General features: G+C 34.9%; 2 protein-coding genes. Both read left to right on the top strand.

Going from position 1 to position 813, the window contains the following annotated elements; translation table 11 throughout:
• Positions 1-115 precede the first annotated feature (115 nt).
• Positions 116-460 (top strand): hypothetical protein, encoded by a 345-nt coding sequence (locus HPC41_RS02755; protein ID WP_172392469.1) that lies wholly within the window; start codon positions 116-118, stop codon positions 458-460.
• 171 nt (positions 461-631) lie between these two features.
• Positions 632-813: hypothetical protein (locus HPC41_RS02750; protein WP_172392468.1), on the top strand; the 182-nt coding region annotated here is incomplete at its 3' end.

The following is an 813-nucleotide window of genomic DNA, read 5'->3' as shown; positions in this document are numbered from 1 at the left end:
AATTTGAAATAGTTTTATTGGAGTAAATTATTTTTGATAAAGTGATGTCACGGCCACTATTTTCAATATATTATTTTAAAAGTACACAGAGGTTCAACCGTAGGATTACCGTTATATGAAAAACCGTTATATCGTTACACCAAAAGACAAAAGGGCAGAAGAGTTATTGGATTTTCATGAAGCCGGAGATCATGATTTGATCCAGTTAGTTCTCTCAGAGTCGCAATTTTATCAATTAGATGCTTGCGGTGTATTTTCAGATTTAAATAATATGCTAGGCTGTTTAATAGATGATTTTGAAGATGATGCTATTACGGATAAGCTATTACTAGAGAAAGGGTTAAAATATTTAAAAAATGTAAGGTTAAAAGTTGACAGTATTCAGAAGCTTATGGAAGAAATTATTAGTCTGTTTGAAGAAGCTATAAAAAGGGAAACTGGCGTTTATTTTTTCTTTTAAATTGGAGCCATGCTATTTTTTTTGCTAAAATAAAATTCACCTCCCCATTCCCGCCATTCACCGAGTTTTCTTCTTCGTTGGTCTAAAGCCCATAGGCTAGGGGCCTATTGTGTTGTAGTTTTGAATCAACAAATAAGAACAAAAAAACTAACACAATAAAATAAAGACATTATGAAAACACTAGTAAAAACATTCGCAGCAGCAGCTTTAATCGCAGTATCCACTTTCGCTATGGCAGCTGAGACGCCAGTATCAAAAACTGAAAAAGCAAACGTAAATCTTTCAACAGCGGACTTTGCCCTTGACCACTATGTTGCGGTAACAACCGAAGGAGAGTCGGCAGGCGTAGAGCA

Source organism: Sphingobacterium prati (genome assembly GCF_013167215.1).
In the GTDB taxonomy this organism is placed as follows: domain Bacteria; phylum Bacteroidota; class Bacteroidia; order Sphingobacteriales; family Sphingobacteriaceae; genus Sphingobacterium; species Sphingobacterium prati.
Note: the sequence above shows the minus strand (reverse complement) of the source record. Positions and strands in the feature narration are given on the sequence as shown.